The sequence below is a fragment of the Acidovorax sp. M2(2025) genome, from assembly GCF_049330835.1.
Taxonomy (GTDB): Bacteria; Pseudomonadota; Gammaproteobacteria; order Burkholderiales; family Burkholderiaceae_C; genus Acidovorax.
On sequence record NZ_CP186262.1, the window covers coordinates 2919266 to 2944523 of the forward strand.

26 protein-coding genes are annotated in these 25258 nt (G+C 69.2%); 13 read left to right on the top strand and 13 right to left on the bottom strand.

The genetic code is table 11. From position 1 onward, the window contains the following. The first annotated feature begins 69 nt into the window (after positions 1 to 69). Positions 70 to 354, top strand: coding sequence for a DUF6150 family protein (locus ACOYR3_RS13585; RefSeq protein ID WP_291487235.1), 285 nt, complete (start codon positions 70 to 72; stop codon positions 352 to 354). Between the two features lie 37 nt (positions 355 to 391). Here ACOYR3_RS13585 and ACOYR3_RS13590 read toward each other — a convergent pair whose 3' ends face one another. Next, complete coding sequence (locus tag ACOYR3_RS13590) at positions 392 to 1237, bottom strand: fumarylacetoacetate hydrolase family protein (RefSeq protein ID WP_422842898.1); 846 nt, start codon at positions 1235 to 1237, stop codon at positions 392 to 394. Positions 1238 to 1524: 287 nt separating this feature from the next. Between ACOYR3_RS13590 and ACOYR3_RS13595 the strand changes: the two genes are divergently transcribed. Beyond that, the gene (locus ACOYR3_RS13595; protein WP_422842899.1) at positions 1525 to 2124 is read left to right on the top strand and encodes a chromate transporter; all 600 of its coding nucleotides are present in this window, start codon (positions 1525 to 1527) and stop codon (positions 2122 to 2124) included. Further along, on the top strand, positions 2121 to 2729 hold the full coding sequence (locus tag ACOYR3_RS13600) for a chromate transporter (RefSeq protein ID WP_422842900.1): 609 nt from the start codon (positions 2121 to 2123) through the stop codon (positions 2727 to 2729). The genes ACOYR3_RS13595 and ACOYR3_RS13600 overlap by 4 nt, the downstream gene beginning before the upstream one ends. A gap of 33 nt (positions 2730 to 2762) precedes the next feature. On the opposite strand, the gene ACOYR3_RS13605 is transcribed toward ACOYR3_RS13600, so the two are convergent. The 3 genes from ACOYR3_RS13605 to ACOYR3_RS13615 form a co-directional block, all read right to left on the bottom strand. After that, complete coding sequence (locus ACOYR3_RS13605) at positions 2763 to 3929, bottom strand: ABC transporter substrate-binding protein (protein WP_422842901.1); 1167 nt, start codon at positions 3927 to 3929, stop codon at positions 2763 to 2765. Positions 3930 to 4047: 118 nt separating this feature from the next. Continuing rightward, positions 4048 to 4794, bottom strand: a complete 747-nt coding sequence (gene rlmB / locus ACOYR3_RS13610; protein WP_422842902.1) for a 23S rRNA (guanosine(2251)-2'-O)-methyltransferase RlmB — start codon at positions 4792 to 4794, stop codon at positions 4048 to 4050. A gap of 29 nt (positions 4795 to 4823) precedes the next feature. After that, positions 4824 to 5522 (bottom strand): ABC transporter ATP-binding protein, encoded by a 699-nt coding sequence (locus tag ACOYR3_RS13615; RefSeq protein ID WP_422842903.1) that lies wholly within the window; start codon positions 5520 to 5522, stop codon positions 4824 to 4826. 18 nt (positions 5523 to 5540) lie between these two features. Here ACOYR3_RS13615 and ACOYR3_RS13620 point away from each other — a divergent pair, with 18 nt between their 5' ends. Further along, on the top strand, positions 5541 to 6224 hold the full coding sequence (locus ACOYR3_RS13620; protein ID WP_422842904.1) for an arylesterase: 684 nt from the start codon (positions 5541 to 5543) through the stop codon (positions 6222 to 6224). Between the two features lie 19 nt (positions 6225 to 6243). Here the strand turns inward: ACOYR3_RS13620 and ACOYR3_RS13625 are convergent, their stop codons facing one another. From ACOYR3_RS13625 to ACOYR3_RS13640, 4 genes are all read right to left on the bottom strand, one after another. After that, positions 6244 to 6435, bottom strand: a complete 192-nt coding sequence (locus tag ACOYR3_RS13625) for a hypothetical protein (protein ID WP_422842905.1) — start codon at positions 6433 to 6435, stop codon at positions 6244 to 6246. Positions 6436 to 6482: 47 nt separating this feature from the next. Beyond that, entirely contained in the window at positions 6483 to 7307 is an 825-nt protein-coding gene (locus ACOYR3_RS13630; protein ID WP_422842906.1) for a DUF2189 domain-containing protein, read from the bottom strand. Between the two features lie 110 nt (positions 7308 to 7417). Then, complete coding sequence (locus ACOYR3_RS13635; protein ID WP_422842907.1) at positions 7418 to 8662, bottom strand: PLP-dependent transferase; 1245 nt, start codon at positions 8660 to 8662, stop codon at positions 7418 to 7420. Between the two features lie 90 nt (positions 8663 to 8752). Beyond that, positions 8753 to 9244 carry a BON domain-containing protein gene (locus tag ACOYR3_RS13640; protein WP_422842908.1) on the bottom strand — a complete coding sequence of 164 codons (492 nt, stop codon included), beginning with the start codon at positions 9242 to 9244 and terminating at the stop codon, positions 8753 to 8755. A gap of 162 nt (positions 9245 to 9406) precedes the next feature. On the opposite strand from ACOYR3_RS13640, the gene ACOYR3_RS13645 reads away from it, so the two are divergent. From ACOYR3_RS13645 to ACOYR3_RS13660, 4 genes are all read left to right on the top strand, one after another. Further along, complete coding sequence (locus ACOYR3_RS13645) at positions 9407 to 11113, top strand: SulP family inorganic anion transporter (RefSeq protein WP_422846592.1); 1707 nt, start codon at positions 9407 to 9409, stop codon at positions 11111 to 11113. Positions 11114 to 11227: 114 nt separating this feature from the next. Beyond that, positions 11228 to 12001 carry a GGDEF domain-containing protein gene (locus ACOYR3_RS13650; RefSeq protein WP_422842909.1) on the top strand — a complete coding sequence of 258 codons (774 nt, stop codon included), beginning with the start codon at positions 11228 to 11230 and terminating at the stop codon, positions 11999 to 12001. A 10-nt stretch (positions 12002 to 12011) separates the two neighbouring features. Further along, positions 12012 to 12869 carry a MinD/ParA family protein gene (locus ACOYR3_RS13655; protein ID WP_422842910.1) on the top strand — a complete coding sequence of 286 codons (858 nt, stop codon included), beginning with the start codon at positions 12012 to 12014 and terminating at the stop codon, positions 12867 to 12869. 195 nt (positions 12870 to 13064) lie between these two features. Beyond that, positions 13065 to 13853 (top strand): sulfurtransferase, encoded by a 789-nt coding sequence (locus ACOYR3_RS13660; RefSeq protein ID WP_422842911.1) that lies wholly within the window; start codon positions 13065 to 13067, stop codon positions 13851 to 13853. A gap of 44 nt (positions 13854 to 13897) precedes the next feature. Here the strand turns inward: ACOYR3_RS13660 and ACOYR3_RS13665 are convergent, their stop codons facing one another. The 4 genes from ACOYR3_RS13665 to ACOYR3_RS13680 all read right to left on the bottom strand — a co-directional run bounded on the left by ACOYR3_RS13665 (position 13898) and on the right by ACOYR3_RS13680 (position 16768). Continuing rightward, entirely contained in the window at positions 13898 to 14788 is an 891-nt protein-coding gene (locus ACOYR3_RS13665) for a pirin family protein (RefSeq protein WP_422842912.1), read from the bottom strand. 103 nt (positions 14789 to 14891) lie between these two features. Then, positions 14892 to 15446, bottom strand: coding sequence for a flavodoxin family protein (locus ACOYR3_RS13670; RefSeq protein ID WP_422842913.1), 555 nt, complete (start codon positions 15444 to 15446; stop codon positions 14892 to 14894). Between the two features lie 129 nt (positions 15447 to 15575). Beyond that, positions 15576 to 15989, bottom strand: coding sequence for a DoxX family protein (locus ACOYR3_RS13675; RefSeq protein WP_422842914.1), 414 nt, complete (start codon positions 15987 to 15989; stop codon positions 15576 to 15578). Positions 15990 to 16066: 77 nt separating this feature from the next. Continuing rightward, positions 16067 to 16768: a pirin family protein gene (locus tag ACOYR3_RS13680; protein WP_422842915.1), complete on the bottom strand. Its 702-nt coding sequence runs from the start codon at positions 16766 to 16768 to the stop codon at positions 16067 to 16069. A gap of 105 nt (positions 16769 to 16873) precedes the next feature. On the opposite strand from ACOYR3_RS13680, the gene ACOYR3_RS13685 reads away from it, so the two are divergent. The 5 genes from ACOYR3_RS13685 (at position 16874) to ACOYR3_RS13705 (ending at position 21860) form a co-directional block, all read left to right on the top strand. Continuing rightward, positions 16874 to 17812, top strand: coding sequence for a LysR family transcriptional regulator (locus ACOYR3_RS13685; protein WP_422842916.1), 939 nt, complete (start codon positions 16874 to 16876; stop codon positions 17810 to 17812). A gap of 96 nt (positions 17813 to 17908) precedes the next feature. Beyond that, on the top strand, positions 17909 to 19048 hold the full coding sequence (locus tag ACOYR3_RS13690; protein WP_422842917.1) for an NAD(P)/FAD-dependent oxidoreductase: 1140 nt from the start codon (positions 17909 to 17911) through the stop codon (positions 19046 to 19048). Beyond that, positions 19045 to 20022, top strand: a complete 978-nt coding sequence (gene gluQRS / locus ACOYR3_RS13695; RefSeq protein WP_422842918.1) for a tRNA glutamyl-Q(34) synthetase GluQRS — start codon at positions 19045 to 19047, stop codon at positions 20020 to 20022. The genes ACOYR3_RS13690 and gluQRS overlap by 4 nt, the downstream gene beginning before the upstream one ends. After that, a complete protein-coding gene (gene trmB, locus ACOYR3_RS13700; protein ID WP_422842919.1) occupies positions 20019 to 20771 on the top strand; it encodes a tRNA (guanosine(46)-N7)-methyltransferase TrmB in 753 nt (250 codons plus the stop codon). The genes gluQRS and trmB overlap by 4 nt, the downstream gene beginning before the upstream one ends. 33 nt (positions 20772 to 20804) lie before the next feature. Then, positions 20805 to 21860: a GGDEF domain-containing protein gene (locus tag ACOYR3_RS13705; protein WP_422842920.1), complete on the top strand. Its 1056-nt coding sequence runs from the start codon at positions 20805 to 20807 to the stop codon at positions 21858 to 21860. A gap of 300 nt (positions 21861 to 22160) precedes the next feature. Here the strand turns inward: ACOYR3_RS13705 and ACOYR3_RS13710 are convergent, their stop codons facing one another. Then, positions 22161 to 25157, bottom strand: coding sequence for an HD domain-containing phosphohydrolase (locus tag ACOYR3_RS13710; RefSeq protein WP_422842921.1), 2997 nt, complete (start codon positions 25155 to 25157; stop codon positions 22161 to 22163). Positions 25158 to 25258 lie beyond the last annotated feature (101 nt).

The window sequence follows — 25258 nt, forward strand, 5'->3', positions numbered from 1 at the left end:
CCTGGCACGACCCGCTGGCGCAACGGGGCCGCGCTACCATCCGCCCCTGAGCACGCCCCAAGGAATCTTATGGCCCATGTCCTCAAAGTGAAGTACGAAACCCAGGCCGACGCGCGCATCTGCGAGGTCCCCTACGAGACCCAGGCCGACCTGTGCTGGCACGAGGTGGCCTACGCCACGCAGGCCAGCGGAGATGGCGTGTGGTTCTTCGTGACCTACCCGGACCAGGCGAGCTTCCGGGTGTTTCCGGTCAAGCACCAGAGCCAGGCCGACCTCAAGCTCTTCAAGGTGCACAGCCCCGAGCAGGCCGGCTGGCGCACCAAGGACCACCCGCTGCGCGGCAAGCTGGGGTAGCCTGCCGCCGGTTGGCCCCGGTCGGCCCCGGCCGCCCTTACCCGGCCACGCAGGACAGTGTCTGCTCGCCCAGGCCCGCGCCGCCCAGGCGCACCACGTCGCCGGGCTTCAGGAACTGCGGTGCCGGCTTTTGACCCAGCCCCACGCCCGCCGGCGTCCCGGTGAGGATGAGATCCCCGGGCTCCAGGGTCATGCATTGGCTGATGTAAGACACCACCGTGGGCACCCCGAAGATGAAGTCGCGGGTGCTGCCGTCCTGCATGCGCCGGCCGTTCACCTCCAGCCACAGCGCAATGGCGTGGGGGTCGGGCACCTCGTCCGCGGTCACCAGCCAGGGGCCGACGGGCGCAAACGTGTCGAAGCTCTTGCCCTTGTCCCACTGCCCGCCCCGCTCCATCTGCCAGGCGCGCTCGGACACATCGTTGGCCAGCACGTACCCCGCCACGTGGTCCAGCGCCTGGGCTTCGGTGACCTGGCGCGCGCGGGTGCCGATGACAATGCCCAGCTCCACCTCCCAATCGGTCTTGGCGGCGCCGGGCGGAATGCGCACCGGGTCGTTCGGCCCGCTGAGCGCGGTGACGGCTTTCATGAACAGCACGGGCTCGGCCGGGGGCTGCAGGCCGGCTTCGCGGGCGTGGTCTGCGTAGTTGAGCCCCACGCAAACGATCTTGCCCACGCCGCCCACAGGGCACCCCAGGCGCGGCGCGCCCTCGACGGGCGGCAGCCGGGCTGCGTCGAGCGCCGCCAGCGCCGACAAGGTGCGGGGGTTCAGCTGCGCGGGGCCGAGGTCGGGCAGCAGCATCGACAGGTCGCGCAACACGCCCTGGCCGTCCAGCAGGCCGGGCCGCTCGGCGCCCGGCGGGCCATAGCGAAGGAGTTTCATGGGGGAGTCCCTGGGAGGCTGTTCAAAGTCCAAATCCGGGCGACAGGCACACGCAGCCTGCGCCGCCCCCGCAGCATAGCGGCCTTGCGCGGCGCCTGCGCACGCGAATCGCCGGCCCCGCCCTGCCGCAACGCGAAGCCGCAGCAGCCACGGGGCTAGCCCAGTGCGGCTACCATGGCGCCCGGGCGCCACAACCTGCCGGCCTGCCCTGCAAAAAACTCCTGATTTGATAGCTGCCCGCGCTTGCCCCATAAGCGCCAGGGCACGTTTTGACTGATATTTTGCCCATGGCCATCGCCGAAGAGTCCCCGCCCGCCCAGCCCGCCCCACCGCCACGTCCCCAGCCGCGCAATCCGGCGGACCTGTTCTGGTCCTTCACCTGGCTGGCCCTGCAAGGCTTTGGCGGCGTGCTGGCCGTGGTGCAGCGCGAGCTGGTGGAGAAAAAGCGCTGGATGACCAACGAAGAGTTCGTGGAAGACTGGGCCGTGGCGCAGATCATGCCCGGCCCCAACGTGGTCAACCTGAGCATCATGATCGGCGACCGCTACTTCGGCCTGCGCGGCGCGTTCGCAGCGCTGGCGGGCATGCTCACCTTTCCGCTCATCCTGGTGCTGGCGCTGGCGGCCATCTATGCGCAGTTCTCCACCCATCCCGCGGTGGCCGGGGCGCTGCGCGGCATGGGCGCCGTGGCCGCAGGGCTGATTGCGGGGGTGGGCATCAAGCTGTTCGTGTCCATCCGGAACCACCCGCTGGGCCGCCCGGCGTGCTTGGCGTTCGCTGCCGCCACCATGCTGGCCATGGCGGTGCTGCGGTGGCCGCTGTTCTGGATCCTGCCGGTCCTGGGCGGCACGGCCTGCCTGCTGACCTGGCGAAAGCTCGCGCCATGATGGCCGGCGCTGCCCTGCCTGCCCTGGCGCTGGGTGCGGCCGACTGGCTCAACCTTTTTCTGTACTACCTGTCGCTGTCGCTGCTGGCGGTGGGCGGGGCCATTGCCACCGCGCCGGACATGCACCGCTTTCTGGTCGAGCGCCAGGGCTGGCTGACCGACCCGCAGTTCAACGCCTCCATCGCCATCGCCCAGGCGGCACCGGGGCCCAATGTGCTGTTCATCGCGCTGCTGGGCTGGAACGTGGGGCTGAATGCAGGCGGGCCGGGCCTGTCCGGCTGGCTGCTGGGAGCGCTGGGCATGGGCCTGTGCATGCTGGGCGTGATGCTGCCCAGCAGCTTGCTGACCTGGCTGGCCACGCGCTGGGGCCACCGCAACCGCGAGCGGCGGGCGGTGCGAGCCTTCAAGCAGGGAATGTCGCCGGTCGTGATCGGCCTGCTGCTGGCCACCGCATGGGTGCTGGCCCGCGCCCACGGAAGCCCCGCCACCGCCTGGCCCCTGTGGCTGCTGAGCGCCGTCACCGTGGTGCTGGTGTGGCGCACCAAGCTCCACCTGCTGTGGATGCTGGGCGCCGGCGCCTTGCTCGGGGCGCTGGGCTGGGTGTAGCCGCGGCAGCCGGCCGCCGCGGCACCGCCGGCGTCAGCTGATGCGGCGCCCGTTCTCCGCGTACACCGCCAGGTAGATGGCGTCGGAGCCGATGTAAGGCGCCTTGTTGCCAAAGCCCACGGTGAAGTCGCCAAACGACAGCGCGCGGATGCCCGCCAGCCCGGCGCGCAGGCGCTCGCGCGTGAGGTCCTTGCCCGCGTTCTTCAGGCCCTCGATCATGATCTGGGCGTTGAGCCAGCCTTCCAGCGCGCTGCCGCTGCCCAGGTAGGCCGCGTCCGCGCCCACGGCCTTCATCGTTGCCTGGAACTTGCGCACCGCCACCGACTTCTGCGACGTGGCATCGGGGAACACCTGCACCAGCGCCATGCCGCGCGTGGCGGCCGCGAGCTTGGGCATTTCGGAGGCGACCACGGTGACCGACAGGCCTGCCAGCGGCACGCCCTGCGCCTTGGCCCGGAACGCCTGCACAAACGCCGTGTTGGCCGTGCCGGTGGTGGCCAGCAGCACGGCGCCGGGCCGCTCGGCCGCCACCTTGTCGGCCAGCTCGGCACCGTTCTTGCCGTCCACGGCCAATGCAAATTCGCCGGCGCGCTCGACCTTGATTTCGTCCAGCGCGCGGGACATGTCCTTGAGCACTTCCTTGCCGAAGGGGTTGTCCAGGTACACCACGGCAATGCGCTTGAGGCCCATGTCCACCACCTGCTTGACCAGGCGCTGCGTTTCCTCACGGTAGGTGGGGCGCAGGAAGAAGACGTGGCGCGCATCGGCGCTGCGCAGCGACGTGGCGCCCGTCACCGGGCCGACGGTGGGAATGCCCTTGGACTCCACCAGCGGCAGGATCGCCGCGGTGTTGGCCGTGCCCAGCGGGGAGATCAGCGCAAACGCCGACTGGGCCTCGACCATGTCCGTCACGTTCTTGAGCGTGCGGCTGGCCACATAGCCGTCGTCCTTGGTATCCAGGCGGATTTCGCGGCCATGCACGCCGCCGGCGGCATTCACCTCGGCAAACGCGGCCTTCATGCCGGCCACCTGCTCGATGCCGGCCTGGCCCAGCGGGCCGGTCAGCGCGATGGAGCAGCCCAGGTTGATGGTGCGCGCGGTCAGCGCCTCTTCGGCGGCTCCGGCGGTGCGGACCCAAGCGGGCAGGCCCGTGGCCGCCACGGCTTGGGTGGCCCGCAAAAGAAAGTGTCTACGGCTCATAGTCGATACGCCCCCAGGAGTGCAAAAAGCGCGGAGGCTACCGTCTGGGCGGCACAGGCACTGTCCGCTCTGCGACAGGGCCGGCCGGCCGGCTCCAGGGCTGGCGTATCGCGGGGGATCAGGAGCGCTGGCGCAGCGCCTCATACAGGCACACGCCGCTGGCCACGGAGACGTTCAGGCTCTCCACCGCGCCCTTCATGGGGATGCTCACCAGCTCGTCGCAGGTCTTGCGCGTGAGCTGCCGCATGCCGTCGCCTTCGGCCCCCAGCACCAGGGCCACCGGGCCTTTCAGGTCCACCTGGTACAGCGTCTTGGGCGCATCGTCGCTGGTGCCGATGCACCAGATATTGCGTTCCTTGAGCTCGTTCAGCGTGCGCGCCAGGTTGGTCACCATGAAGTACGGCATGGTCTCGGCCGCGCCGCTGGCCACCTTGGCCACCGTGGCGTTGATGCCCACGGCGTGATCCTTGGGCGCGATCACGGCGTGCGCGCCCGCGCCGTCGGCCACGCGCAGGCAGGCGCCCAGGTTGTGCGGGTCGGTCACGCCGTCCAGCACCAGCAGCAGGGGTTGCTCGGCCCCTGCGGCCTCCAGGCTCTCCAGCAGCTCGTCGAGCGAGGTGACCTGCGCCACCGGCTCCACCCGCGCCGCCACGCCCTGGTGGCCGTGGCTGCCGGCCAGCTTGGCAATGCGCACGCTGTCGGCCTCGATCAGGCGGGCACCGGCCTCGCGCGCGCGGTCCAGGAACTGGCGCATGCGCGCATCGCGGCGCGTGGCTTCGTAGTAAATCTCGATGATGGACTGCGGCGCGGTCTTCAGACGCACGCCCACGGCGTGAAAGCCGAAGAGGACTTTGGGGGACGACATCCCCCGATTATCGGCGGGACGGACGCCCCCTACACCACCCGCCCGGCCTCGATGGTGATGCGGCGGTCGCACTGCGCAGCGATGGCGCGGTCGTGCGTCACCAGCACCAGCGTCGTGCCCTGCTCGCGGTTCAGGTCGAACATCAGCCGCATGATGGTCTCGCCCGTCGCAAAGTCGAGACTGCCCGTGGGCTCGTCCGCCAGCAGCACGGCCGGCTGCACCACGAACGCGCGCGCCAGCGCCACGCGCTGCTGCTCCCCGCCCGACAGCACCTTGGGGTAATGGGCCAGGCGCTGCCCCAGCCCCACCCGCGCCAGCATGTCGGCCGCGGCCTTGCGCGCATCGCGGCGGTTGGCCAGTTCCAGCGGCAGCATCACGTTCTCCAGCGCGGTCAGGTTGCCCATGAGCTGGAAGCTCTGGAACACGAAGCCTACCTTCTGGGCCCGCAGCGCGGCGCGCGCGTCCTCGTCCAGCGCAAAAAGGTCGTGGCCGTCCAGCCGCACCGTGCCGCGGGTGGGCACGTCCAGCCCGGCAATGATGGACAGCAGGGTGCTCTTGCCCGAGCCCGAGGCGCCCACGATGGCGGCGGTTTCCCTCGCCTCCAGGCGGAAATCGATATCCCGCAGAATGTCGAGCGTGCCGGTGGAATCCGTGACCGACTTGAAAACATGCTCCACCGCGATGATGGGCGTTGATGCCGGGGGCACCCCGGGGGAAGATGCGGACATGAAAGGCTCTTTGTTTTGATGCGAGATCTGCTGCTGCAACCACGGCAACGCCGCCACTTTATCCTGCGCGCGTCCACCGGACTGGTCCTGGGGATTTGCGCGCCGCTGGCGTGGGCGCAGGCGCCCGCGGCCAAAAGCACTGGCACACCGGTCATCCTGGTGCTGGGCGACTCGCTCAGTGCCGAGTACGGCCTGGCGCGGGGCACGGGCTGGGTGGCCCTGCTGGAAAAGAAGCTGGCCCAGGAAAAGCTGGCAGCCACCGTGGTCAACGCAAGCGTGAGCGGCGACACCACGGCAGGGGGACGTTCGCGCCTGCCGGCGCTGCTGGCCCAGCACCGACCCACCCATGTCGTGATCGAGCTGGGGGGCAATGACGCGCTGCGCGGCCTGCCGCTGAAGAACACCGAGGACAACCTGGCCTGGATGACCGAGGCAGCGCAAAAAGCGGGCGCCAAGGTGCTGCTGGTCGGCATGCAGGTGCCGCCCAACTACGGCACCGACTACGCCACCCGTTTTGCCGGCCTGTTCCCCAGCGTGGCCCAGGCCCGCAAGGCGGCCGTGGTGCCCTTCTTGCTGAAAGGCGTGGCCGATGGGCCGGACCCCACCCGCATGTTCCAGGCCGACCGCATCCATCCCCGCGCCGAAGCGCACCCGCAGATGCTGGCCAACGTGTGGCCGGAACTGAAAAAACTGCTGCGCTGAAAGAACGCAGGCAACGGCGCTACGCGCCGCCGGCAGGACCCGCGGGCTGCCCGGACCCGGGCGCCTCCCCCGCGGCGGAGTCGTCTTCGGACCGGTGGCCCTGCGGATCATCCGGTTTGCGCTGCGCCTTGGCCCGGAGCTTCTCTTCCTTCTTCTGCTTTTTTGCAAGTTCGCGCTGGCGCTTTTCGTATCCGTAGTTGGGTGTTGCCAAGGTAGTAGCTTCCTGAAGTGGAGACCCACTGTAACAGCTTGGCGAACTCAAGTCGCAGCAGCCGGGGCCTCGGGTGGAGCGACGCAGGCCCGGTAGGCGTGCCAGCTGGCGCACCCCAGCACCGGGCCCGCCAGCAGCAGGCCGGCGCCCCAGAGCCAGAGCGAAGCCACGACAAGAGCCGTGATGAGCGCGCCCCAGAGCAGCATCACCAGCGGGTTCTCCAACACGACGCGCATGCTGGTGATGCCCGCCGTCAGCGCGTCGGTGTCGCGGTCCAGGATCATGGGAATGGACACCACGGAGGTGGAAAAGACCAGCGCGGCAAACACGCCACCCACCAGCGCGTACACCGCCACGAAACTCCAGTTCTCGGGGTTGAACACCGCTTGCAGCACGCCGGTGGTGGACGGCATGCCGGTGTTGAAGAACACCGCAAACACCACCAGCGACGCACGGCCCCACAGCAGCTCCAGCACCACCAGCACGAGCACCAGCATGCCCATGCTGCCCATGTGCCGGTCCCAGCAGGTGAGCGATTCGCTCAACTGCGGCGCGAGCCCGGCCTCGCGCCGGCGGCTGGTGTCGTACAGGCCCATGGCAAGGAACGGGCCGAGCAGCAGGCATCCGCTGGCCAGGGACATGGTGTACTCCGGCCGGGTACGGAAAACCCAGCCCAGCAGCAGCGCCATGCCCCAGAAGCACACGCCATAAAACAGCGCAATGCCCGGCGCCCTGCGCACATCCTGCAGCCCGCGGGCCAGCCACCGGAACGGGTCGGCCCACCCGACGGGGCGCAATGCAATGGGCTGCGCGACGGCGGTGTCCGGCTCAGGGGCGCCAGGGGTGCGGGGATGGGAAGGGGTGGCGGTCATGCAGGCTACTCAGGAAAGTGGCTACGAGAAACACGCAAGCCACCACCCTAAGCCAGCCCCCCGCGCTGCGCCACTGAGGAAACCACTACCCCAGGCTGCAAAGAAAGTCCTCAGCCTGGAGCGAACGCACGCTCCAGCGCCTGCTGCAAATCCTGTTGCAGGTCCTGCACGGCCTCCAGGCCGATCGAAAAGCGCACCACCGTCCCTGGCTTCAGGTGCGGCGCGGCGCGGCTGCGCATGCTGGCGATGTCATAGGGCACCACCAGGCTCATGGGCCCGCCCCAGCTGTAGCCCAGCTTGAACAGGCGCAGCGCATCGCAGAAGGCATCCACCTGCTGCTGCGAATGGCGGGCGTCGATCACCACACTGAACAGGCCGGCCGCCAGGCCCGGCGCGCCATCCTGGGCGTCGCCCCGGCCGCCGCACAGCGCCTGCCAGTGGGTATGGCCCGGCGCCCCTTCCAGCGCAGGATGCAGCACCTGCGCAACCGCTGGCTGGGCCTGCAGCCACCGCGCCAGGTGGCGGGCGGCCTGGTCGTGGGCGCGGTAGCGCAGGCCGATGCTGGGCAGCGCCCGCAGCACCGCCTCCGCGTCGTTGGCCCCCACCCCCAGGCCCAGCCGCATGTGGGTGAGCTTGATCTTCATGTGCAGAGCCGGGTCCCGGGTGATGGCGCTGCCCATCAGCACGTCGCCGCCGCCGCTGGGGTACTTGGTGAGCGCCTGCACGGAAATATCCACCCCCAGGCCCCCATCGCCGGCCAGATCGAACGGCGCAAACGCCAGGCCCGCGCCCCAGGTGTTGTCCAGGGCCGTGGTGACGCCCCGCGCACGGCAGATGCGCACCAACTCGCACAGGTCGGGAAACTCCATGCTGACCGAGCCCGGGGCCTCCAGCCACACCAGCCGCGTGGCGGGCGAGATGCGGGCGGCCAAATCCGCGGGGTCCAGCGGATCGTAGAAGCCGTGCGTGATGCCGAACCGCGCCAGCTCCCCCTTGGCGAGGTCCTTGCCCGGGCCATAGGCGTTGTCGGGGATCAGGACCTCGTCTCCCGGCGCGAGCAGGGCCAGCGACACATTGGCAATCGCCGCCAGCCCGCTGGGCACCAGCACGCATTGCAGCCCGCCTTCCAGGGTGCACAGGCGCTCCTCCAGGATGAAGGTGGTGGGCGTGCCGTGCAGGCCGTAGGTGTAGCCGCTCTTGTCCTTCCACTCGCGCGAGCGCATGGCCGCCACGTTGGGGAAGATGACGGTGGAGGCCTTGAAGACGCCGGGCTGGGGGGCCTCGAACCCGGCCGGCGGGACGTAGGCGTGGTGGACGATGCGGGTCGCGAGGTCGGAAACGTGCTCTTCTTTCATGGCCCCATGGTAGCGCGCCGCCCGGACGCGAGCCCGGGCGGCGCGGAATGTGCGGCGCCCCGGCGAAGGGCGCGGCGAGGCAGGCGGCGCTTAGCTGCCGCTCACGACCAGCTGGTTGTTGATGGAGGTGACGCCAGTGACGGCCTTGGCAATGGCCAGGGCCCGGTCGCGCGCGGCCTCGGAGGGCGTGGGGCCCTTCATGGTCACGCGCCCGTTGTTGGTCTCGATGTCAATCTTGAGCGCGCTGAGTTCGGGATCCTTGGCCAGATCGGCCTTGATCTTGGCGGTCATGCCGGCGTCGTCCAGCAACACGATGCCCTGGTCCGCCGCGCTCTTCAGAGAAGACTCCGCCGAGGCGGCACCCTGCTCCACCTTGGTTTCCGCGCTCTTCATGGCGCTTTCCGCCTTGGCGCGGGCGTCCGCTGCGGCCTGCTCCGTCTTCTGGACGGCGGAGTCCAGTCGCTGGCCCACGGTGGGCTCTTCTTTCTTCCCGCAGGCGGAGAGGCCCAGCGCGATGGCAGTGACGGCGAGGATGCCCGCAACGCGGCTGGCGGGGCGAAGGGAAATGTTTGAGTTGTTCACGGAGAAACTCCTTGCAGTTGAAAACACGCTGAGACTGTAATTCGCGCCCAGCCGCCGGGGCGTGGGCTTGTAACGAGCGCCGCTGTAGGACAGGAGCCACCACTTACAAAAAGTCACCAGAAGCAAGGCCTACGCTGCGCGGCGACAATCGCAGCCATGCACATGTCTTTCGCGTTCTGGGCCCGGTGGTTTCCGTTCCTTTCCTGGCCCCGCCCTGACCGGGCATTGCTCAAAGGCGAGTTCTGGGCCGGGATGACCGTGGGACTCATGCTGGTGCCCCAGGGCGTGGCCTACGCCGCGCTGGCGGGCATGCCGCTGGTGGCCGGCATCTACGCATCCCTCGTGCCGGCCCTGGTGGCCGTGCTCTTCAGCGCCTCGACCCGGCTGGGGGTCGGGCCCACGGCGCTGACCAGCCTGCTGATCGGGGCGTCGCTCACCGGCCTGGCGGAGCCGGGCAGCGCCCAGTGGGTGGCCCTGGCGGCGTGGATCGCAATTCTCTCCGGGCTGCTGCAGCTGGTCATGGGGCTGGCGCGGTTTGGGTGGCTGCTCAACCTGGTCACCTCCCCGGTGCTCAGCGGCTTCACCCAGGCGGCCGCGCTGCTCATCCTGGGCTCGCAACTGGCGTCCCTGACGGGGCTGCGCGCGGACTGGGGCGCCGTGTGGACCACGCCGTCCCCCGGCCTGTTCGACCTGACCGGCGCTGCGTTCGGGCTGGGCAGCCTGGCACTGCTGGTGCTGGCGCGCCGCTGGCGGCCCAATTTTCCGGCGGCAATCGTGGTCGTGGGCCTGGCGGGACTGCTGAGCTGGGCATTGAAATACGCCGACGCAGGCGGCGCCGTGGTGGGCACCCTGCCCTCCGGCCTGCCGTCCCTCTACTGGCCCGGCGCCTTGCCATGGTCCAGCTTTTCCGCGCTGGTGATGCCGGCCCTGGTGGTCACCCTGGTGAGCTTCCTGGAAACCGCGTCCAGCGCCAAGGTCGAAAGCCAGCGCTCGGGCGAACGCTGGAACGAGAACCAGGACCTCATCGGCCAGGGGCTGGCCAAGATCAGCAGCGGGCTGGTGGGCAGCTTTGCCACCAGCGCCTCGTTCTCGCGCTCGGCCATCAACCTGTATGCCGGCGCCAAGACCGGATGGGCCACGGTGTTCGCCATTGCGCTGGTGCTGGTGGTGCTGCTGTGGCTCACCCCGGCGCTCTACCACGTGCCGCAGTCGGTCCTGGCGGCCGTGGTGGTCACGGCGGTGACCAGCCTCATCAAGCCGCGCACCTTCCTGCGGCTGTGGCGTGTCTCCCGCGTGGAGACCGTGATCAGCGCCGTGACCTTCGCCCTCACGCTCGCCACGGCCCCGCGCATGTACTGGGGCGTGCTGGTGGGATTGCTGATGAACCTGGTGCTGTTCTTGTACCAGCGGCTGCACCCGCGCATCATCGAGGTGGGCCTGCACCCCGACGGCAGCCTGCGGGACCGCCACCTGTGGCAGCTTCCGCCGCTGGCGCCGCAGCTGCTGGCCCTGCGCATGGACGCGGACCTGGATTTTGCGTCCGCAAGCGCCCTGGAGCAGCGCGTCACCGACCACCTGGCAGCACACCCGGACACCACCCACCTGTGCCTGCTGGCGCAGCCCATCAACCGCATCGACGTGACGGGGGTGGAGACCTTTGCGCAATTGCTCGTCCTGGTGCGGGCGCGCGGAGGCACCCTGCATGTGAGCGGCTTCAAGCTGCCCGTGGAGAAGGTATTGCGCCAGGCAGGCCTGCTCGACCCCGGCCTGGGCCTCGCCACCTACCGCACCGACACCGAGGCCCTGGCGGCATTGCAGCAGCTTGCGCCCCGCCAGGCCCACGGGACCCCCGGCCTGTCGCCGGCCTGACCACGGGGCCTGCGGCAGACCGCCGCCCTTGGCAGAAAGGCGCCGCGGCGGCGCAGCGTGGCCCTGTTCTTGCTGGCGCGCTGGTACACTTGTCAAACTCTCTTTGCTCCATTTGTGTCTGACTCTGCGGCCTCTCATCTGGTAGACCTGCGCGACCTGCGCCTGGACACTGCCCACGCACTGGTGGCTCAGGCCGGCGGCAGCGAGGCGGCATTGCACCGCGAAATCCCGTCGCGCTACCTGCAGGGCCTGATCGACGGGCTGTGCGAACTCTCCCTCAAGGATCCCCTGACCGGGCTGGCCAACCGCCGGCACTTCCGTGCCGTGCTGGAACGCGAGATCGACCGCGTCACGCGCTCGGGCGAAGCGGCCCTGCTGCTGATGCTGGACATCGACCACTTCAAGCAGGTGAACGACGTGCACGGCCATCTGGCCGGTGACATCGTGCTGCAGTCCGTCGCGCGCACGCTGAGCGCCTGTGTGCGCCCCATGGACACGCTGGCCCGCTACGGCGGCGAGGAGTTCGCGGTGGTGCTGCCCGCATGCCAGGCGGGTTTTGGCAGTGTGGTGGCGGAGCGCATCCGCCGCGCAGTGGCCAACACTCCCATCAAAATTTCCAGTTCCGTGGAGCTCAACATCACGGTGAGCATCGGCGGCGCCTTTGCCATGCAGTGGATCCGTTCCACCACCTTGCTGTGGACCGACCGTGCCGACCACCAGCTCTACCAGGCCAAGTCGGCAGGCCGCAACCGCGTCAGCATCGAGGAGCAACCCGACAGCACCGTCAGTGCCGAAGAGAAAAGCCTGTTGTTTGGCCCGCTCTACAACCCCTCCGGCTGGGGCGATCTTCCTCCGCTGGACCCCACCCAACAGGCAGCGCCCTACTGAAAGTTAGAAGATGAGCGACGCGCTGTCCCCACCCTCCCCCACTTCGCCGGCCGCACCGGGCGGCCCGTCGGCCACCCCTGCGCAGCCTGGCGCAGGCGCTCGCATCATTGCCGTGACCAGCGGCAAGGGCGGCGTCGGCAAGACCTTTGTCTCGGCCAATCTGGCTGCGGCCCTGACCCGCCGCGGCCACCGCGTGCTGGTGCTCGACGCCGACCTGGGCCTGGCGAACCTGGACGTGGTGCTGAACCTGCACCCCAAGATCACCCTGCACGACGTGTTCACCGGCAAGGCCTCCATCGAAGAGGCGGTGATCCGCGCCCCGGGCGGCTTCAACGTGCTGCTGGCAGGTTCGGGCATGGTCGAGTACTCGCGCCTGACGCCCGAGGTGCGCAACCAGTTCCTGAGCGTGATCCAGACGCTGACCCCGCAATACGACGTGGTGCTGCTGGACACCGGCGCCGGCATTTCCGACGTGGTGCTGTTCTCCGTATCGCTCGCCTCCGAGGTGCTCATCGTGGCGACGCCCGAGCCCACCTCGCTGACAGACGCGTACGCCGCCATCAAGGTGCTGGCCATGCAGCAAAAGCGCCACCACGTGCGCATGGTCATCAACCAGGCCGCGCGGGCGGGCGATGGCCGGGCCATCACCAGCCAGCTGCAGCAGGTGCTGGACCGCTTTGTGAGCACCGAATCCGGCCGGCCCGTGCGCCTGATCCACATGGGCGACATCCCGGCCGACCCGTCAGTGCGCGACGCCGTGATGCGCCGCCAGTTGCTGCTGCTGCAAACGCCCGGCTGCCCCGCGGCGCTGGCCGTGGCCCAGTTGGCCAACAAGATCGAGACCACGCTGCTGGCGCCTGCCGCCTAGGGATCCTCTTCAGGATCGTCGCGCCGCCTGCGGCCTCGGCTGGTCTGCGGCGTTGCAAAGCCTCGCAATAGCTGCGACTATTGCGGCGTTTTGCGCCTTGCAGCCCCTCCCGATCCGCAGCGCGCACTTTCCGCTCGATGCGTGCAGAGCATCCCCAGAGGCTGCGCCGTGGCGTGGCAACACCCACCCGACCCCGTGAACACCGCGTCCCCCTCCATTCTCAACGTCTCCTGCTACAAGTTCGTGGCGCTGCCCGATGCGGCCGTACTGCGCGACCTGCTGCACGCCCGCGCCACGGCGGCAGGCCTCAAGGGCACGGTCCTGCTGGCCGAGGAAGGCATCAATTTTTTCCTGGCAGGCCCGGCCGGGGCGGTACGGGGTTTTGTGGAGGCCCTGCGTGCCGATCCGCGCTTTGCCGACCTGGACCCCAAGGAGAGCTGGTCGGCCACCGTGCCGTTTCGCAAGATGCGGGTGAAAGTCAAGCGCGAGATCATCCGCATGGACCACCCGGCCATCCGCCCCGAAGACGGCCGCGCGCCGTCCGTGGACCCAACCACCTTGCGCCACTGGCTGGCGCAAGGGCACGACGACACCGGCCGCCCGGTGGTGACCCTGGACACCCGCAACGCCTTCGAGGTGGACCAGGGCACCTTCGACAACGCGATCGACTGGCGCATCGCCAAGTTCACCGACTTTCCGCCCGCGCTGCGTGCGCACAAGGAGTCGCTGCAGGACAAGACCGTGGTGAGCTTTTGCACCGGCGGCATCCGCTGCGAAAAGGCAGCCATCCTGATGCGGGAGGAAGGCCTGTCGCACGTCTACCAGCTCGAGGGCGGCATCCTCAAGTATTTCGAGCTGACCGATGGCGCCCATTACCACGGCGGCTGTTTCGTGTTCGACGAGCGGGCCGTGCTGGCCCCCGATCTGTCGGCGGAAGGCCCCCAGGCACCAGGCGTCCGCGAGGGAAATGCTATCAATAAATGAGCTGCCAGCGCTTACCCCATAAGCGATGGATCCCATTTTTATCGTTATACCTTGAACCGACGCTCGGGCAGGGGAATCCGCTCGGACTCGCCGGGCACCTGCCCCATGGACTGGTTCTCCCAGTCGGTGGCGGCCTGGATGATGCGGTCCTTGCAGCTGGACACAAAGTTCCACCAGATGTGGCGCGGCGCGTCCAGCGGCTCGCCACCGATCACCACCAGCCGGGCGGCGCTTTCACCCGATGCAGCCAGGTGCAGCGCGTCCCCGCCTCCGGCCACCGCCAGCACCTGCGCGGCCAGCGGCTCGCCGTTGAGCTGCACGGGCGCGTCCACCGCGTACACCGCCATTTCCGGCACCAGGGCCGGAATCTCCAGCGCGGCGCCCGCGGGCAACTGCACGTCCAGGTACAGGGTGCGCGACACCGTGGCGACCGGGGAGGTGTGCCCGAAGGCCTCGCCAATCAGAACGCGCACCGTCGCGTCGCCCACCCGCAGCTGCGGAATGGCCGTCGCGGGCGTGTGCACGAACGAGGGCTCCGCTTCCTCATGGGCCAGGGGGAGCGCTGCCCACAGCTGGATGCCGTGGTTGACGTAGGGCTTGTCCGCCAGGCTGGGCGGGCGGCGCTCTGAATGCACGATACCGCGCCCCGCCGTCATCCAGTTGATGGCCCCCGGCTCGATCTGCTGGACCGAGCCCAGGCTGTCGCGGTGCAGGATGGCGCCGGAGAACAGGTAGGTCACCGTGGCCAGGCCGATGTGCGGGTGCGGCCGCACGTCGTGCTGCGCGTCCGGCAGCACCGTCACGGGGCCGAAGTGGTCGAAGAACAGGAAGGGCCCCACCGCCTGCCGCTGCACGGCCGGCAGCAGGCGGCGCACGGTAAAGCCGCCCCCCAGGTCCTTGGCATGGCCGGACAGGCGCAGGGGCGCGCCGGTCATGGGCACAGCTCCTGCCGGGGGCTGCAGGCTTGGCGGCGGAAACAGGGGTTCCTCATGGTCAACTCCTTGGTGGCACAGGGAGGCGCCAGCCTACCAGCTTCCGTCAGGCGGCGAGCCGAGCCGCCATGCTGGCCACGCGCTGGCCCAGCAGACGGCCGGTTTCGAGGTCGCCGGCAAACATCTCGGCAGCCGAGGCATCGGAGGGCGACTGCGCCATGGCGCCGCTGAAGGCGCCGATCCAGTTGACGTCATTGCGAGCGGCGGCCTTGGAATTGGCCGGCAGCAGCCCGGCGCCCACCCAAAGGCCCCCATGCTGCATGGCCAGGTGGAACAGGTAGTCCAGCGTGATCTGCTTGTCGCCATTGGTGCTGGCGCTGTTGGTGAAGCCCGCGAACAGCTTGTCCTTCCAGCTTTGGCTGAACCAGGGCTTGGACGACGCGTCCGCGAACTTCTTGAACTGCCAGCTCGGCCCGGCCATGTAGGTGGGCGCGCCAAAAATGATGGCATCTGCGCCGGCCAGGGTGTCCCAGCCGCCTTCGGGCAGGTTGCCATCGGCATCGATGGCGATGAGCTGCGCGCCCGCGCCCTCGGCGACGGCCTGCGCCAGGCGTTGCGTGTGGCCGTAGCCCGAGTGGTAGACGACTGCGATGTTTGCCATGAAAAACTCCTGTGGAACAGAGGGGAAGAAGAAAACAACGACGAAGAAGAGAAAGACAGAACCACCCCGAAGGCGAAAAGCAGGCGGCCCGCAAGGCCGGGCGCCCGCCCCTTTCCGCCCCGTGGCGTGTCAGCGGTCTGCGCGGCGCGCGTCCAGGCTCCAGCCGCCGGCGCCGAAGGCCGCCAGGGCGAGCAGGCCGCCGGTGACGCCCACGTTCTTGAAGAACATCAGCTGCTGCACCATTTGCTTGTCGGCCGGCACGCTCCAGTAGGCGTGAAAGAAGAAGCTCGCCACCAGCGTGAAGAACGCCAGTGCCAGCGCAGCAACGCGCGTGCCCACGCCAAAGATCAGCGCCAGGCTGCCCAGCACTTCCACCGTGGCGGCCACCGCCGCTGAAACGGTCGGCATCGGCAGGCCCACCGAGCTGATGTAGCCCACCGTGCCGGCAAAGCCCGTGAGCTTGCCGATGCCGGCGGGAAGGAACAGGGCCGCCAGCAACAGGCGCGATGCAAGGGCCAGGGGGTTTTGCAAGGATGAGGACATGGTGAGAACTCCTGAGGGATACAAGGGACAGTGAAGTAAAAAACGGGAGGCGGAAAACGGGGCGCAGCGGTGCCTGGTCAGACAGCCAGATCGAAGACCAGCACCTCGGCGTCGCGGCCGCCGGACAGCGACAAGGTGGTTTCCTTTTCCACCAGCAGCGCATCGCCGCCGGACAAGGCCTGGCCGTTGACCGTGAGCGCGCCGCGCACCAGGTGCACATAGGTCTTGCGCGCCGGGTCGAGGCTTCGCGTGGCGGCTTCGGCGCCGTCGAACAGGCCGGCGTACAGCGCCGCGTCGGCGTGGATCATCACGGAGCCGTCGGCGCCGTCAGCGGACGCCACCAGCCGCAGCGCGCCGCGCTTGTCGGATTCCGGAAAGCTCTTTTGCTCGTAGCTGGGCGCAATGCCGCGCACGTTCGGCTCGATCCAGATCTGCAGGAAATGCGTGGTCTGGCCCGTGGCGTGGTTGAACTCGCTGTGCATGACGCCCGATCCGGCGCTCATGCGCTGCACGTCGCCGGGCGGTATGCCCTTGACGTTGCCCATGCTGTCCTTGTGGGCCAGTTCACCCGACAGCACGTAGCTGATGATCTCCATGTCCCGGTGGCCATGGGTGCCAAAGCCGGTGCCGGGGGCAATGCGGTCCTCGTTGATGACCCGCAGGTTGCCAAAGCCCATGTGGGCCGGGTCGTAATAGCCCGCGAAGGAGAAGCTGTGGAACGACTGCAGCCAGCCATGGTCGGCGTGGCCCCGGTCTTGCGCTTTGCGAATGGTCAGCATGGTGGGTGCTCCTTTCAAGCCTTCACTGTAGGGTGGCAGGGCTTGCCGCAGGGGCAGATGGATTGATGGCTTTGTTCAAATAATCTGAATTAACATGCCAGCATCATGCAAAACGCCCGCGATGTCCTGACCCCTGATGCCTTGACCATGCTGCAGGTGATTGCCGAGGCGGGCAGCTTTGCCGCAGCGGCGCGGCGGCTGGGGCTGGTGCCCAGCGCCCTGACCTACCGCGTGCGCCAGATCGAGGATGCGCTGGACGTGCTGCTGTTCGACCGCAGCGCCCGCCAGGCCCGCCCCACCGAGGCGGGCCGCGAGCTGCTGCGCGAAGGCGCACGGCTGCTGGAGGACATCGACGCCCTGGCCCACCGCGTGCGGCGCGTGGCCACGGGGTGGGAGCCGCAGCTCACCATCTCGGTGGACGGCATCATCTCGCCCCACACCATGCTGGAGCTGGTGGACGCCTTCTACGCCATGGCGCCGCCCACGCGGCTGAAGCTGCGCGACGGCATCATGACCGGCACGCTGGAGGCCCTGACCTCCGGCCGCGCGGACCTGGCCATTGGCGTGTCGGTGGCGGGGGCCAACGTGGCGGGGCTGCAGCAGGTGCTGCTGGGCGACGTGCTCTTCATCTACGTGGTGGCACCGCACCATCCGCTGGCCACATCCCCCGAACCCGTCACCGATGCGCAGATGCTGCAGCACCGTGCGGTGGCCGTGGCCGACTCGGCCACGCGCGGCGGCGCCACCATGGGGCTGCTGGGCGGGCAGGACGTGCTCACCGTGGACACGATGCAGGCCAAGGTGCAGGCGCAGCTGCGCGGCCTGGGCGGAGGGTTTCTGCCCGAACCCATGGTGCGCCCCTACCTGGAAGCCGGCCGCCTGGTGGCCCGGCGCGTGGCCCGCCCCGAGCGCAATGTGCGCGTGCATGCGGCGTGGGGCGGCCCCGGCTTCACGGCCCCGGGGCGGGCGCTGCAGTGGTGGCTGGCGCAGCTGCAAAGCCCCGCCACGCGCCGCGCGCTGCTGGAAAACCACCACCATTTCTGATCAGGATCAGATGCCCGGGCCACCGTAGCGCGTGTAGAGTGGTTCCTGTTGGCTTTGCCTTGCATTTCAACTGCCGTCCGTACCGAAAGGCCTTTTATGAGCACCTCAGCCCCCCTCCCCGCCCAACGGCATCGACGCACCAGCACACCGGCCCCGGCAACCGATGCCGCGCCGCCGCCCGCCGCCGCTTCGGGCAAACCCCGCCGGCACTTCGCCATCATTGGCGCTGGCATGGCCGGCGTGGCCTGCGCGCGCACCCTGGTGCAGGCCGGCCACCAGGTCACGGTGTTCGAGAAGTCCTCCCAGGCCGGCGGCCGCACGGCCACCCTCGACACGCCATTCGGCAATTTCGACGCTGGTGCCCAGTACTTCACGGTGCGCGATCCGCGCTTTGCCCGCGCCATCGACACCGTGCCGGGGGTCTGCAAGCGCTGGAGCGCCAACTCCGTGCAGGTGCTCGACGCGGCAGGCCGCGTGGCGGCTACCGGGCTGCCCCACCGCGAGGCGCACTGGGTGGCCAGCCCCGGCATGCAGTCCCTGGTCATGGCCTGGGCCGAGCCGCTGCGCCAGGCCGGCCAGCTGCTCACCCAGACCCGCGTCACGCAGATCGAGTCCGACCCGCTAAACCCCGATGGCTGGCAGCTGCGCACCGAAGGCCCGGGCGGCAGCCAGCACGTCTACGCAGGGTTTGACGCCGTGCTGCTGGCCCAGCCTGCCGTACCCGCGCAGGCGCTGCTGGCCAGCTCTGCGCTGGAAACACCGCTGTCCGACGCGCTGTCGCGGGTGGCGATCGCGCCCTGCTGGACCCTGATGCTGGCCTACCCGCAAGCCGTGCGGCCCGGGCTCACGACGCTGGGCCCGCAATGGAATGCGGCCCGCAGCACGCACCACCGCATTGCGTGGCTGGCGCGCGAATCCTCCAAGCCGGGCCGCAACGTGGTGGAGCGCTGGACCGTTCAGGCAAGCCCCGCCTGGTCGGCCGAACACCTGGAGGACGACGAAGCCCGCGTGCAGGCCAAGCTCATCAAGGCATTTGCCGAGGTGACCGGCATCCGCGCCGCCCCGGCGCACGCGGACACCCGCCGCTGGCGCTATGCCCAGACCACGCACCCGCTGGGCAAGAGCCACCTGTGGGACGCGGGCACGGGCCTGGGCGCGTGCGGCGACTGGTGCCTGGGACACCGCGTGGAAGACGCCTTCATCTCCGGCCTGGAACTGGCACTCGCCGTGGCATGAGCGGGGCCGGCAGCGCCCCGCAAACCCGCTACACCGGACGGTTTGCGCCCTCGCCCACGGGCCCGCTGCACGCGGGCTCGCTGGTGGCCGCGCTGGCCAGCTGGCTGGACGCCCGCGCACACGCGGGCCGGTGGCTGGTGCGCATCGAGGACGTGGACCAGCCCCGCTGCGTGCCGGGCGCAGACACCGTCATCCTGCACCAGCTGGCCACCTGCGGCCTGGTGCCGGACGCTCCGCCCGTGTGGCAATCCGCCCGCGGTGCGCTGTACCAGCGCGCCCTGGACCAGCTGGTGGCGCAAGGGCACGCCTACCCCTGCGCCTGTTCCCGCAAGGACATCGAGGATGCCCAGGCCGCCCTGGGCCATGCGCGCGAGCGCCACGCGGCGCTGCCCTACCCCGGCACCTGCCGCCACGGCCTGCACGGCCGCGCGGCACGCTCCTGGCGGTTCAACGCCACGGACTTTAAGCAAAAATCGGCTCCAGCGCTTGATGGCAAAGCGCAAGCAGCTACCGATTTGATAGCAAACAACACCGTGCACTGGACGGACCGCCGGCTGGGCCCGCAACAGCAGGACGTGGCCCTCACCGTGGGCGACTTTGTGCTGCGGCGGGCGGACGGGCTGTGGGCCTACCAGTTGGCCGTGGTGGTGGACGACGCCGACCAGGGCATCACCGATGTGGTGCGCGGCGAGGACCTGGCGGACAACACCCCGCGCCAGATCCTGCTGCAGCAGGCCCTGGGCCTGCCCACGCCCCGGTACCTGCACACGCCCCTGGTATATGCCCCCAACGGCGAAAAGCTGTCCAAACAGAACGGCGCGCGGGCGCTGGAGCTGTCGGACCCCGTCCAGGCCCTGGCCGGGGCGGCGCAGGTGCTGGGCCTGGCCCCGCCAAAAAACCCACAGGCCGGCGTGCAGGAAGCGCTGTTGCAGTGGGTTGCAGCGTGGCCACGAAACTACAATGGCGCACCGTGACCGAACCGACCACCTCTCCCGCTTTCCCCGCTTCCCTGGCCGCCTCTGCGGCGCCCGTCGGCGTCCCTGCCGGCGTCAGCCACCCCAAGACCATCAAGAGTTTCGTGCGCCGCGCCGGCCGCACCACCACCGGCCAGGCCAAGGCCTTTGAAGACTTCGGCCCCCGCTTCGTGCTGCCCTATGCGCCCGGGCCATTCGACGCTGCTGCCACCTTCGGCCGCGCGGCGCCGCTGGTGCTGGAGATCGGCTTTGGCATGGGCGAGGCCACGGCCCACATCGCGGGCGTGCGCCCCGGCGACAACTTTCTGTGCTGCGAAGTGCACGAACCTGGCGTGGGCGCATTGCTCAAGCGCATCGGCGAACAGGGGCTGACCAATATCCGCATCCTGCAGCACGACGCCGTGGAGGTCATCGACCACATGCTGCCCGAAGGCAGCCTGGACGGCGTGCACATCTTCTTCCCCGACCCCTGGCACAAGAAGAAGCACAACAAGCGCCGCCTGATCCAGCCGCCGCTGGTTGCCAAGCTGGCCGCGCGCCTGAAGCCCGGCGGGTATGTGCACTGCGCCACCGACTGGCAACCCTATGCCGAGCAGATGCTCCAGGTGCTGAGCGCCGAGCCCCTGCTGGAGAACACCGCCCAAGGCTTTGCGCCGCAACCCGACTACCGCCCCCTGACCAAGTTCGAGAACCGTGGGCTGCGGTTGGGTCACGGCGTGTGGGATGTCGTGTTCGTGCGACGCCGTTGACCCCTCCCCTGCCCAGCTCCACCGTACGTTTCGATGAAGCCTATTCTCCAGAACCTGGTTGAAATGACCGGCCACCGCGACCACTTGCGGTTGGAGGTATCGGTGCTGTCCACCCTGCTCAAGCTCAGCGGCGTGGTCGACGTCCGCGCGCTGGAGCTGTTCACCGACGGTGGCACGCCCCATGTGCGCCCGCGCACCTGGGTGGAAAACGGGCAGCTGGTGTCCACCGACTCGGAGGCCGCCACCGACCCCCGGCGCGAAAAGCTGGAGCACTACCCTGCCCTGCGCGAATGCATTGCCCACCAGAGCGACAGCGCCCTGGACTCGCCCCGCAAGGGCCGGCACATGCTGTGGCTGCCGGTGTGGATGCACGACAAGGTCCACACCTGCCTGGAGATCACCCAGTCCCGCACCTTCTCCGCGCACAAGCTGGAAGTGCTCAAGGGGGTGTTCCAGGTCTACCAGAACTACCAGAGCCTGCTGGACTACAGCGAACGGGATGCGCTGACCGGCCTGTTCAACCGCAAGACCTTTGACGAGCAGTTCTCTCGCTACGCCATGAACGGCCTGGCCGGGGGGCATCCTGGCGCCGTGACCGAATCGCTGGCCTCGGAAGACGGCCCGCCCTCGGGCGAACCGGTGCAGCAATGGCTGGCCGTGGTGGACATCGACCACTTCAAGCAGGTCAACGACCGCTTCGGCCATCTGTACGGCGACGAGGTGCTGATCCTCATCGCCAACATCCTGCGCAGCTCGTTCCGCAGCCACGACCGCATCTTCCGCTTCGGCGGCGAGGAATTCGTGGTGCTGCTGCGCTCCACCACGCTGAGCACGGCCCACAAGGTGTTCAACCGCTTCCGGCTGGCCGTGCAGGAATACGCCTTTCCGCAGGTGGGCCAGGTCACCGTAAGCCTGGGCTTCGTGAGCACGACGCGGGGCTCTCCGGTGGAAATCCTGGGCCAGGCCGACCAGGCCCTGTACTACGCCAAGGAACACGGGCGCAACCAGGTCTGCTTCTATGACGACCTCGTGGCCAGCGGCCAGCTGGCCAGCAAGATGGTGGCCAACGACGACGTCGAGCTGTTCTGAGCGGCCTGCCCGCTTGGAACGTGTTGCCGGTAGAACGTGTTTACGATCTCGCAGGGGATCGCGTTGGAGCGCAATCGGGAAGAGTGGATGCTTCGGATGCGCCGCATGGGCTCATGCCCATGCAAGCAGCCGGGGCGTCCAATCACCCGATTTCGCTCCAACCCTTCGGGCAGCGGCCTTTGCGGGCGGTCTGCGGCGTTGCGGCGCTTGTGGATAGCCGAGCTATCCACGGCGCACCGCGCCTTGCATCCCCTCCCGCAAAGACCGCTGCGCGACCCCTGGGAGATCGTAAACACGTTCTTAGGCGTGAACCCCTGAATCCAGCGAGGCCAGCAGCGCCTCCACATCCACCGCGTCCTGCCGCGCATGGGGCAGAAAGCGCTGCGCATAGTCGCGCCACACGCCGCTGGTGAGGAAGAAGCGGAACACGTCCGCGTCGATGTGCCGATCGCGCACCATGCGCACCATGATCTCCAGCGATTCGTTCAGCGTCTTGGCCGGCTTGTACGGGCGGTCCGACGCCGTCAGCGCCTCGAAGATGTCGGCCAGGGTCATCACGCGGTCGGCCAGCGTGAGCTGCGAGGCCGTCAGGCGGCGCGGGTAGCCCGTGCCGTCGAGCTTCTCGTGGTGCGACCCGGCGATGGCCGGCACGCGCGCCAGCTGCGGGGGGAACGGCAGGCCGCTGAGCATGATGATGGTCTGCACGATGTGGTCGTTGATCTTGAAGCGGTCTTCGGCGGTGAGCGTGCCCCGCCGGACGGCCAGGTTGTGCAGCTCGCCCAGGTGCGCCTCCTGCGGGGGCAGCACCATGTCGAAGCCCCAGCGGTTGGCCGGATGGCCCGCCTCCACGGGGGGCTTGCGTGCGCCCCAGGGCACGATGTGCTCGGGCCGGTCCGCCAGCAGCGCTTCGTTGGCGGGCAGCGGGCGCACCGGCACCTTCGCCAGCCGCGCCGTCTCCGCCAGCGACAGCCCCAGGCGGTCGTCGAAATGGCGCTGCCACACCTGCCGGCCGATGGCGGCCAGGCGCGCGATGTCGGCATCGGCCATGTCTTCGCCGCCCACGTTGCAGCGCGCGACAAAGGCAAACTCTTCCTGCAGGCGCTCGCGCCGCTGCACCAGCTCCCGCTGCAGGCGCGCCGAATCCACGCCGGCAACCTGCTGCCGCCAGTAGTCCAGTTCCGCGTCGCGCCACAGCACCTCGAAGCGCATCCGCACCTCGTGGATGCGGTTGTAGAGCGCCTCCAGCTTGGTGGCCTTGTCGATGATGTGCTCGGGGCTCGTCACCTTGCCGCAGTCGTGCAGCCAGGCGCCCAGGCGGAATTCGTAGCGCTCGGCGTCCGTCATGGACACCTGGGCGAAAGGCCCATCCTTGGCGTCGCACAGGCGCTGCATCAGGGCCTCGGCCAGCTGCGGCACGCGTTCGCAGTGGCCGCCGGTGTACGGGCTCTTGGCGTCGATCGCGTCCGCCAGCAGCCGGATGACGGCGTCAAAGAGCTTTCGCTGCCCTTCGATCAGGCTGCGCGTCTCGACCGCCACGGACAAGGTGCCCGACAACCTTTCGGCAAACGCGCGGAAATGCGCGTCGTCCTGCTGCGCGTGGGCCCCGTACCGCAAGACCAGCAAGCCCAGCGGCTGCCCGTCGCGCGTGCGCAACTGCACGCGCAGCACGTGTTGCGGCATCGCAGCGTCCCCCTCGCCGTCCTCGTCCTGCAGGTCGTCCGACTGCGGTTCGGCGTGGTTGGTGAAGTGCGCCATGGGCAGCTGCTCGGGGTACCACGCCTGCTGCGTGGCGTCATCGCAGTAGCGCGCCGTGCGCAGCAGTCCCGCGCGCTGGGGCTCCACCAGGTACACGGCCCCCCCCGTGCAGGCGGTGGCGCGGACCAGTTCGTACAGCACGCTGGACAGCATGGCGTCCATGCGCGACTCGGCGCTGATGTGGTGCGTGATATGCAGAAACTCCTGGATGGTGCCGGACATCCGGTCCATCACCTCGCCCAGCGCGCGTACCTCGCGCACAGCGGACACCCGCGCCGCAGGGCGCTGGAAATCAAACTGCGCCAGCGCCTGCGCCTGCGCAGCCAGCCTGGACAGGCTGCGCCCCACGCGCCGCCCCGCCCACCAGCCCAGCGTCAGCATCAGCCCGATGAGGCTCAGCGACAGCCAGACCTGCTGGCGCAGGCTCTCGTTCACGTCCGCCAGCAGCTCGCGCGTGGGAATCGCCATCAGGATGTACAGGCCTTGCCAACGCTGGGACTTGAGCGGCATGGCCCGGGCCAGCCATTCCTCGCCTGCGGCCTCGAAACGGCGCGGCGTTCCCTGCGCAAGGTCCGCAGCGCCCAGGCCCTGCAGGCTGGGCACGCCCAGCGTCTGCAGGGAGCGCAGCTGCAGCAGCGGCTGATCGCCTTCGCGCACCAGCACGCGCTCCATGTCCGGATACGCCAGCACGCGCCGGTCCGCGTCGACCACCGCTATCTCGGTGCGCGGCACCAGCCGCAGGTTGCCGATCTCGCGGCCCAGGTCGGTGAGCGCGACGTCCAGTCCGATCACGGCCTGGCCGTCTTCGCCGGGCTGGCTCAGCGTGACCCCGATCTCCTGCGTGGTGAAGAACACGTAGGGCGCCGTGAGCACCTGCGCCCGTTGCGCCGTGGCCAGCGCGTACCACGGCCGCGTGCGCGGATCGTAGCGGTACCCGGGGCGCACCGCGCTGCGCAGCAAGCGCAGCCGGGCATCGTAGTAACTCCACCGCCCCACCAGGCCAGCCGATCCGGGCTCGCGGGCCATGGATTGCACCAGGTACGCAGCGTCCCCGGGGGCGTCCAGCTGGGCCCGCCACGCCGCCTGGCGCAGCGGGCGCACCAGCAGGAACTGGCCGTCGGCGTACCCGATGAACACGGCCGACAGCAGGCTGTTCTGCTCCAGCAGGCGCACCAGCACCGGCAGGCGGCGCAGGCGGGCGGGCAGCTGGGTGGCTGAGGCAATCGGATCAAACGCCAGCAGGCGGATGGCTGCGTCGGCCGGGTCCACGACGTGGTGCACCCGCTCGCTGATCAGTTGGCTGATCTGCTGCGCACTCTCGTCCGAAGCCGCGATGATGGCCTGGTGGGCGCTGGTGCCCACCTGGTAGACCAGCAGAGCCGTGAGCAACAGCATGGCCGTGACGACGACGGAGGCGATCAGGACCTCGAACGGCACCGTGATGCGGCGCCACCACGGCCCTTGCGAAGCCTCTGGCGCCGAAAGACCGGCGCGGGCCCCGTGGCGCGGGGCCGGCTCCGGGGAGGCGCGCAGCGGGTCCATGCGCAGCAATGTAGGGGGAAAGCCCTGCTCGCGTCACCCCTTTTTTATCAAAGTCGCCGCAGCACCACGCACCCCAGCGGTGCTGCGGTGCCCACGGCACC

What these genes read in the sequence shown, in the direction of transcription:
- ACOYR3_RS13585 (WP_291487235.1), top strand. Translation starts at nt 70, where the DNA reads ATGGCCCATGTCCTCAAAGTGAAGTACGAAACCCAGGCCGACGCGCGC.
- ACOYR3_RS13590 (WP_422842898.1), bottom strand. Translation starts at nt 1,237, where the DNA reads ATGAAACTCCTTCGCTATGGCCCGCCGGGCGCCGAGCGGCCCGGCCTG.
- ACOYR3_RS13595 (WP_422842899.1), top strand. Translation starts at nt 1,525, where the DNA reads ATGGCCATCGCCGAAGAGTCCCCGCCCGCCCAGCCCGCCCCACCGCCA.
- ACOYR3_RS13600 (WP_422842900.1), top strand. Translation starts at nt 2,121, where the DNA reads ATGATGGCCGGCGCTGCCCTGCCTGCCCTGGCGCTGGGTGCGGCCGAC.
- ACOYR3_RS13605 (WP_422842901.1), bottom strand. Translation starts at nt 3,929, where the DNA reads ATGAGCCGTAGACACTTTCTTTTGCGGGCCACCCAAGCCGTGGCGGCC.
- rlmB (WP_422842902.1), bottom strand. Translation starts at nt 4,794, where the DNA reads ATGTCGTCCCCCAAAGTCCTCTTCGGCTTTCACGCCGTGGGCGTGCGT.
- ACOYR3_RS13615 (WP_422842903.1), bottom strand. Translation starts at nt 5,522, where the DNA reads ATGTCCGCATCTTCCCCCGGGGTGCCCCCGGCATCAACGCCCATCATC.
- ACOYR3_RS13620 (WP_422842904.1), top strand. Translation starts at nt 5,541, where the DNA reads ATGCGAGATCTGCTGCTGCAACCACGGCAACGCCGCCACTTTATCCTG.
- ACOYR3_RS13630 (WP_422842906.1), bottom strand. Translation starts at nt 7,307, where the DNA reads ATGACCGCCACCCCTTCCCATCCCCGCACCCCTGGCGCCCCTGAGCCG.
- ACOYR3_RS13635 (WP_422842907.1), bottom strand. Translation starts at nt 8,662, where the DNA reads ATGAAAGAAGAGCACGTTTCCGACCTCGCGACCCGCATCGTCCACCAC.
- ACOYR3_RS13645 (WP_422846592.1), top strand. Translation starts at nt 9,407, where the DNA reads ATGTCTTTCGCGTTCTGGGCCCGGTGGTTTCCGTTCCTTTCCTGGCCC.
- ACOYR3_RS13655 (WP_422842910.1), top strand. Translation starts at nt 12,012, where the DNA reads ATGAGCGACGCGCTGTCCCCACCCTCCCCCACTTCGCCGGCCGCACCG.
- ACOYR3_RS13665 (WP_422842912.1), bottom strand. Translation starts at nt 14,788, where the DNA reads ATGACCGGCGCGCCCCTGCGCCTGTCCGGCCATGCCAAGGACCTGGGG.
- ACOYR3_RS13670 (WP_422842913.1), bottom strand. Translation starts at nt 15,446, where the DNA reads ATGGCAAACATCGCAGTCGTCTACCACTCGGGCTACGGCCACACGCAA.
- ACOYR3_RS13675 (WP_422842914.1), bottom strand. Translation starts at nt 15,989, where the DNA reads ATGTCCTCATCCTTGCAAAACCCCCTGGCCCTTGCATCGCGCCTGTTG.
- ACOYR3_RS13680 (WP_422842915.1), bottom strand. Translation starts at nt 16,768, where the DNA reads ATGCTGACCATTCGCAAAGCGCAAGACCGGGGCCACGCCGACCATGGC.
- ACOYR3_RS13685 (WP_422842916.1), top strand. Translation starts at nt 16,874, where the DNA reads ATGCAAAACGCCCGCGATGTCCTGACCCCTGATGCCTTGACCATGCTG.
- ACOYR3_RS13690 (WP_422842917.1), top strand. Translation starts at nt 17,909, where the DNA reads ATGAGCACCTCAGCCCCCCTCCCCGCCCAACGGCATCGACGCACCAGC.
- gluQRS (WP_422842918.1), top strand. Translation starts at nt 19,045, where the DNA reads ATGAGCGGGGCCGGCAGCGCCCCGCAAACCCGCTACACCGGACGGTTT.
- ACOYR3_RS13705 (WP_422842920.1), top strand. Translation starts at nt 20,805, where the DNA reads ATGAAGCCTATTCTCCAGAACCTGGTTGAAATGACCGGCCACCGCGAC.
- ACOYR3_RS13710 (WP_422842921.1), bottom strand. Translation starts at nt 25,157, where the DNA reads ATGGACCCGCTGCGCGCCTCCCCGGAGCCGGCCCCGCGCCACGGGGCC.